Source organism: Sphingobacterium sp. LRF_L2 (genome assembly GCF_965644235.1).
Lineage (GTDB): Bacteria > Bacteroidota > Bacteroidia > Sphingobacteriales > Sphingobacteriaceae > Sphingobacterium.
Window position 1 is genome coordinate 398,543 of the sequence record NZ_CBFFRI010000007.1, and the last position, 7,236, is coordinate 405,778.

Below are 7,236 nucleotides of genomic sequence, written 5' to 3' on the forward strand. Positions count from 1 at the left end.
AAAAAGAGGCTTAGGCCTCTTTTTTTATTTATAGCTTAATTTGATGATGCAACGATAGTAGTGCGTGGTTGGTTCCTTTTGTAGTACCGACATGTTGACGCATATACCCTAGTTGCAACCCCAGATTATCATACAATTTATACCCAAAGCCGCCGTATAAACGATTCCGATCAAAAGTCGTTGTGTTTTCCGCAAATACATTCAAGAAAACCTCATTGTAGAAAGCGGTATACAGCGATCCTTTATTCATTTGGTTACCATTGATTGGAACATCGATAAAAAGGCAATATCTTCCCCTTCCTCTAAACGTATCTTTCAAAAACCTTTCTTCCGTTCGAAAACGATGCCTGATTCGAACGATATTCCAATTCTGTCTGATAGATGCTTCTTGATAGATTCTGTTCTCCGAAAAAGGAAGGTTAGGCGTACCTTCCGCCTCGGTATAAATATAGCCATATCCTAACGTGAGGCTAACAGCCGAAGAAGCCTGATATTGCAGACCTAATCTCATTAAGGTCTGTTGATGGTCACCAACGATCTGATAATCGCGAAGTTGAAGCTCGTGATGAATAGACAATTTACTATTCCGAAAAGCGGTGTTTCCAAAATAAATTCCCCAGCCCTGCAAATGCTGCGCCTCCGTAAAAAGAGGTACAAATACCAAAAGAAAGGTAACAAGTGATAAATAAAGATGAGCCATAGATTTCTTAACTACTATCTACAAAGATATTCTACAGATGAATTCATATGCACTCTTTCTTGTAACAATATGCTGCACTTTTATCTTTAGAAAGAAAGCTCTCCAGCAAAATCTGAGCGAAAAAGAGCAACAGCTAAAAGCTACGCTTTTGTAAGTGCTCGTTCTCTTTTTGTGTCATGAGCTCTTTATCCTCTTTCTTCTTGTCATGATAGCCGCACAAGTGAAGTACCCCATGTATGATCACACGATGTAGCTCATCACGTGTAGAAACTGAAAATTTACTAGCATTCTCGGCAGTACGCTCCACCGAGATAAATATATCCCCAGCAATAACGTCTTCCTCTTCAGAGGAATCAAAAGTTACAATATCGGTGTAAGTATCGTGATTGAGGTACTGTTTATTTATTTCCAAAAGGTAAGCATCCGAACAAAAAATAAAATTAAGTTCACCAATACGTTTAAAACCTTCCAATTTTATCGTCCCTGCAATCCACTCGCGAAGTTTCTGTTTTTCTTTAACGATAAACTCCACATCCTCACTAAAAAATAATATATCCTTTAAAGCCATCTCCTAAATTTTAGTATCCATATACGTTTGAAGAATAATTGTTGCCGAAACCGTATCTACCAACCCTTTTTCCTGCCTTTTACTTTTTTTTAATTCACTTTGTGCAATAACTTGAGAAGCCATTTTTGAAGTAAAGCGTTCGTCTACTTCCACGATGGGGATCAACGGATACGTTTTTTTCAATTTCCGAACAAATCCTTTGATATGCTGAAAAGATTCAGAGGCCGAACCATCCATTTGAAGAGGTTTGCCTACCACAAAAGTCTCCACTTCTTCTTTTGTGAGGTAATCAGCTAAAAAAGTCCAAATATCTTTCGGATGTACTGTAGAAAGTCCTGTTGCAATAATTTGCATAGGATCTGTAATAGCTATACCTATACGCTTAGTTCCATAATCAAAAGCCATTATCCGCATAACATCTTCGTTTTTATGCAAAAGTACGATTCCCAATCCAGCATCGAGGGTTCAATTGCAAATAAAAAATCTATACCTTTGATAGATTAAATAAACAACATCATGAAACAGGTCTTTATTCTAACTTTTCTTATAGGGTTTATATGTACGGGCAAAGCACAGACTTATCAGCAACAAATCAACGATTTCAGGCAACAACAGTTAGCTTCTCTAAATCAGAAGGCAAAAGGTCCTATCGCAGAACATAACTTATCTTTTCTAAATTACTACGATGCAGACGAGGCTTTTAAAGTGGATGCCAAAGTAGAATATTTATTTCAGGAACCTAGTTTTCGCATGCCCACGTCAGATGGAACGAGTAAAGAATTTAAGCGGTTCGCACTTTTGCATTTCAGTCTCAAAGGACAGGATTTCATCCTGCCGCTGTATGAAAATGTGAGCCTATTTCAAACAAATGTACAGTCATCTTACCTATTTTTACCTATATTAGATCTTACGACAGGCGAAAGTACTTACGAAAGTGGGCGTTACATCGATGTCAAAAGACAGGACATCCAGAATGGAATTCTCCACATAGATTTTAATAAGGCTTACAATCCGTATTGTGCGTACAGTTCAGGCTATAGATGTCCTCAGCCACCTAAAGAAAATTATTTGGATATCGCTATTACGGCAGGCGAAAAAAAATATACCGGACCAAAAAATCAGAGAGAACAGGATACGACTATGAATAAGAGTTTCACAGAGAAGGAAAAATCGCTTATCAACGCTGGCGATCCAACTGAAAAGATGTATGTATTACAAACAACTGAAACAAAAGATTCGGTAATTTTAAGAACACAATCGGATGACATACAATACGACGACCCTTTAATAGCAACGCTATCTAAAAAAATGTTTGCCACCGTACGAGATCCAGAGCATCCCGGAGTAGGTATTGCTGCGCCTCAAGTTGGCATTAACAAAAATTTGATATGGGTACAGCGTTTCGACAAAGTGCAGCAACCCTTCGAATTTTATATCAATCCTAAAATAATTTGGCGTTCGAAGCTTTTACGTAAAGGAGCTGAGGGATGTCTATCTATTCCGAATCAGAAAGAAGATGTTATACGGAGTTACGCGATTAAAATACAGTATATCGACCAGAAATCTGGAAAACCTTTGGAGGAGATTGTAGAAGGCTTCACAGCGGTTATTTTTCAGCACGAAGTGGACCATCTGTATGGCATTCTTTTTCCCGATCGATTGGAAGAACAACAAACAAAAGAAACCGCGATTCTGAATGAAAACATACAGTTTTCGGTTGAAAAAGGAACATTCTTACCTTAAGATAAAAAAGAGCCTTTAGGGCTCTTTTTTATCTTTCCACGACGTGAATCGCATAAAGTTTATCCCATTGTTTCCCCGTAACGAATAATCGCTTAGTATCTTTATCATAAGCAATGCCGTTGAGCTCCTTATCCGGTTGAGATGGATTCGTATGTAGGCCAAGTAAATTTATTTGTCCTTCGATAGCCCCGGTTTGCGGATTTATAATGACGATAATATCCTTTCCATAAACATTCGCATATACTCTCCCGTCAATAAATTCCAGTTCGTTTAACGCATCCTGTGATCCCTCGCTTCCATAAACAGCGACCGATCCGACCTCCTTGTAGGTCGTAGGATCTAAGAAGTAAAGCTTGTTCGATCCGTCAGATTTGATCAGGCGGCTTCCATCGTAACAGATCCCCCATCCCTCTTTACTATCTTGAAAATCAAAAGAAGCCAATTGCTGAAAAGTAGATTTATTGAAAACAAAGCCTTCATTATTTAGCCATGTTAACATCACGATTTTATCTCCAAGAATAGTCATGCCTTCACCAAAATATTCTTGACCGTTGGCACTTTTGCCCGTAAACTCTTTCTTTTGAAGAACTTTACCTGTTTCCAATTCCACTTTTCTTAAGGAAGAAATCAACTGATTTCCTGCGCCTGTAGATTCATACAATACGCCATTTTCGAAAGCTAGTCCCTGTGTAAACGCTTTTGTGTCGTGAGGATAATCGTTTAACTTTTCAAACGTATACTGACGAGGCGATTCAGGCACAATGGTTACATTACTATAAGCAACTTCTTCTTTCTCTCCTTTATAGGCCTTTGCTACCAAATTTCTTGTTCCTAAACCAATCGCTTCCGTATCTAAAATTACCGCTGCCGTATCCCTCTGACGCCCGATTACTTCACCGTCAACTGCATAAACAACCGAATCAATCGTGGTATCAGGAAATTGCATACGCAATGCGACTTTTTGACCCAATACAATCGTCTCTCCAGATTTAGGAGTTAAAAACTCAAATTTTCCTTGTTGTGATTTACATCCTACGACAAGCAAAGCGCCTAATCCGAGCAGGCTAATTATACTTTTAATTCTCATTCTATATTTAATTACTCCAAAACGCATCTTTAATTAACTCAATACGGAAATCCTTTCCTAAATAAACCGAAACAATATCGAACCTTATTTCCCCTTCGTAGCCACTAAAGCTTAGATAAGCCTGTGCCGCACTAAGTAGAAATCGTTGCTTTTTCCAATCTACAAAAGAATCCGGCTCACCATAAAGCACGGATCGTCTAGCTTTTACTTCTACGAATACTAATATACCATCTTCTTTTGCAATAATATCAACCTCCAAATGCTTAAATCGCCAGTTGATTGTAATAATATCATAACCTTGTCTCTTTAAAAAATCCAAGGCCAGCTGCTCGCCTTTTTTGCCATCTTCAAGATGTTTCGCCATTTTACTTGACAACGATATTACCTAAAAATCCACCGAGCAGCTTTGCAGCCTCTTTCAGTTTTTGATATTTTGATAAGAGAATCTCCATGTCCTCCGCTGAAGCGCCCAATTTAAGCTCTTCACGGATCTTAAACATTTCTCTTTCTACTTTTCGTTTTTTAATACGATAAACTGCCTGAATCGTCAATTCCTTCAAGTGTTCACGTTCTTCACTCACATAGATCTTCCGTTTATCATCATTCCAATTGGGGCTCAGCTCGTACGGGCTCGATACACAACTTATAGCAAGATCCTGCACTTCTTTGTCTTCATGAGAAAAAAAGAATCGAGCTTCTGGAATTTCGAAATCCTCCGCTTTTCTCTTGAACACATCAACAATAAAGGCACTCGGACGATCTTCGAAACTAATATCATCCAACGCATTCAACAATAGCGGAGCTACCGGAACATCCCCATCTCCCTCCCATGTGGCTAATTCGGCTCCATAATTGAGAAGAATACGTACGATCTCACGCTCTTGTAGAATCTCAGGGGTAATTACCTGTGGCTGTTCCGCTACTGGCAAACCAATTTCCGAACGTTCTTGGTCGGTTAAAAAGAAATCAGCAGGAGGCATTTCTGGAGGCCCCGAATCCATTGTTGCAGGACGGGAAGAAGCCACTTCTTTCTTTTCTTGGGTCTTAGCCTTTTGTAATCTAATCTTGTTCAACTCGGTGAGGAGCACCCGCTCCTCCATATCTAAGAGATTTGAACATTGCTGGATAAATACAGAAACCTTTATCTCGTCGGGAATTAGCGCAATACTTTGTACAACATCGCGAATAACCTCGGCTCTTTTTATCGGATCACCTCCGGTATCTTTTAATAAAATATTCGTCTTATAGAAGATAAAGTCTTCTTGGTGCGCGGCAACATATTCTTTAAAAGCAGAAGAACCATATTTTTGCACATACGAGTCGGGATCATTGCCATCAGGGAATAGCAAAACTTTCACATTTAACCCCTCTTCAAGTAACATATCCGTACCACGCAGTGAAGCTTTTATCCCCGCAGCATCACCATCATACAAGATGACGACATTCTTTGTAAAACGAGAGATCAGACGTATTTGTCCTGTTGTAAGCGAAGTTCCTGAAGATGAGACAACATTCTCTACACCAGCTTGATGCATAGAGATTACATCAGCATACCCTTCAACCAAGTAGCAGGTATCTTTATCCATGATGGCCTTCTTTGCGAAATTAAGGCCATATAAAACATCAGATTTATGGTATATTTCACTTTCGGGAGAATTGACATATTTGGGAACAGATTTCTCCGTTTTTAATGTTCTTCCTCCAAAACCGATGATTCTGCCAGTTAAGTTATGTATCGGAAAAATAACTCGTCCTCGGAACCGATCGTAAATACTTCCATCATCCCGCTCAATGGAAAGACCTATTTCTTTCAAATAGTCCTTATGAAAACCATCCTTAACAGCTGCATCAGACAATGCTGTCCATTGATCTGGCGAATATCCAAGATCAAATTTCTTAATGATATCTTCACGATAGCCCCTTTCCTTAAAATAAGAAAGACCTATAGTCTGTCCAAGGCTTGTTTGGAGGAGTTGCTCTTTGAAAAATTTACCTGCCCAATTGCTAAGCACGTAAAGACTTTCACGTTTATCCTGTGCAGCTAACTGCGCAGGCGAACGCTGTACCTCCTCTATTCCTATATTGTATTTATCGGCTAAATATCGAATTGCTTCCGGATAAGAATACTTCTCCAATTCCATGACGAACTTCAGAGAATCCCCTCCTACGCCACAGCCGAAGCATTTATAGATACCTTTAGCTACCGATACATGAAACGAAGGTGTTTTTTCATTATGGAAAGGACAGTTGCCTATCAGAGACGTTCCCCGCTTCTTCAATTCCACAAAATCACCAACGACCTCTTCTATCCGAACAGTATCTAAAACTTTATCTATAGTCTCTTTCGTAATCATAGTTTAAACTTACTCCCTTTCTCAACAGATAAATTAACCTTGCCAAGTTACACACATGTGTTTTAATTTCCAACTCTACGCTTTGTCTAAGAAAATACGCTATGCGCAGGAACTGTAGTAAATGGAGGAATGGTAACTTCATCTCCAATTACTGCATTCGCTCCTATTTCGGCCCCCTCACCTATCAGAACATTAGATCCAATAGATACGTTGGCTCCGATATTCACAAAATCTTCGATAATTGTATTACTGTGTATGACCGAACATGCATCAATTAGTACCTGTCTTCCAATTTGTACATCTGGAGAAACCACCGTTTTCGCAAAGATAACCGTCCCCTCTTCAATCTCGGTATGCACCGATATTGATGCTTCTGGATCAATTAACGTAGCATAATTAGATATTGCTAAGTCGTCAAACGTTCGTTTGCGGAGGCCGGCATTACGAATTGCTAAAATATAGCTCGAATTCAAGTCTGGCTGATGATTTAATAGCACTGGATAACCAAGTACAGTATCCAATAGCAGAGACTTATCGACACAGGCAGCCACATCTACCTTTAACTTCTCCAACAAATCTATAGTCATTTTCGCTTGCGCAGTAGCGCCGTACACATATATAGCCATAATTACAAAGGTAGTAAAGAATGTAAGATCTTGGATAGGGAAGATCTTTAAGTTTTGGCTGTATAGCAGCTGGAATCTGTGTACATAAAAAAGGCCCCTCCAGTTATCACTGAAGGGGCCTGTATAAAATTAGGCACCGACCTACTCTCCCACCTGTT

Annotated in this window: 8 protein-coding genes; 1 reads left to right on the plus strand and 7 read right to left on the minus strand. The window is 39.3% G+C overall.

Features of this window, described 5'->3' with window-relative positions; all coding sequences use genetic code 11:
* Positions 1 to 28: 28 nt before the first annotated feature.
* From ACSZOX_RS16170 to ruvX, 3 genes are all read right to left on the minus strand, one after another.
* On the minus strand, positions 29 to 700 hold the full coding sequence (locus ACSZOX_RS16170) for a DUF2490 domain-containing protein (protein WP_437921133.1): 672 nt from the start codon (positions 698 to 700) through the stop codon (positions 29 to 31).
* Positions 701 to 833: 133 nt separating this feature from the next.
* A complete protein-coding gene (gene ybeY / locus ACSZOX_RS16175; protein ID WP_437921135.1) occupies positions 834 to 1,268 on the minus strand; it encodes an rRNA maturation RNase YbeY in 435 nt (144 codons plus the stop codon).
* Between the two features lie 3 nt (positions 1,269 to 1,271).
* Positions 1,272 to 1,682: a Holliday junction resolvase RuvX gene (ruvX, locus tag ACSZOX_RS16180; protein WP_437921137.1), complete on the minus strand. Its 411-nt coding sequence runs from the start codon at positions 1,680 to 1,682 to the stop codon at positions 1,272 to 1,274.
* A 102-nt stretch (positions 1,683 to 1,784) separates the two neighbouring features.
* Between ruvX and def the strand changes: the two genes are divergently transcribed.
* Positions 1,785 to 3,011 (plus strand): peptide deformylase, encoded by a 1,227-nt coding sequence (def, locus tag ACSZOX_RS16185; protein ID WP_437921139.1) that lies wholly within the window; start codon positions 1,785 to 1,787, stop codon positions 3,009 to 3,011.
* A gap of 28 nt (positions 3,012 to 3,039) precedes the next feature.
* Here def and ACSZOX_RS16190 read toward each other — a convergent pair whose 3' ends face one another.
* From ACSZOX_RS16190 to ACSZOX_RS16205, 4 genes are all read right to left on the minus strand, one after another.
* Entirely contained in the window at positions 3,040 to 4,098 is a 1,059-nt protein-coding gene (locus ACSZOX_RS16190; protein ID WP_437921141.1) for a glutaminyl-peptide cyclotransferase, read from the minus strand.
* A 7-nt stretch (positions 4,099 to 4,105) separates the two neighbouring features.
* Positions 4,106 to 4,462, minus strand: a complete 357-nt coding sequence (locus ACSZOX_RS16195; protein WP_437921143.1) for a YraN family protein — start codon at positions 4,460 to 4,462, stop codon at positions 4,106 to 4,108.
* 1 nt (position 4,463) lies between these two features.
* Positions 4,464 to 6,452 carry a DNA primase gene (dnaG, locus tag ACSZOX_RS16200; RefSeq protein ID WP_437921145.1) on the minus strand — a complete coding sequence of 663 codons (1,989 nt, stop codon included), beginning with the start codon at positions 6,450 to 6,452 and terminating at the stop codon, positions 4,464 to 4,466.
* A gap of 86 nt (positions 6,453 to 6,538) precedes the next feature.
* Positions 6,539 to 7,078: a hypothetical protein gene (locus ACSZOX_RS16205; RefSeq protein ID WP_437921147.1), complete on the minus strand. Its 540-nt coding sequence runs from the start codon at positions 7,076 to 7,078 to the stop codon at positions 6,539 to 6,541.
* Between the last annotated feature and the right edge of the window lie 158 nt (positions 7,079 to 7,236).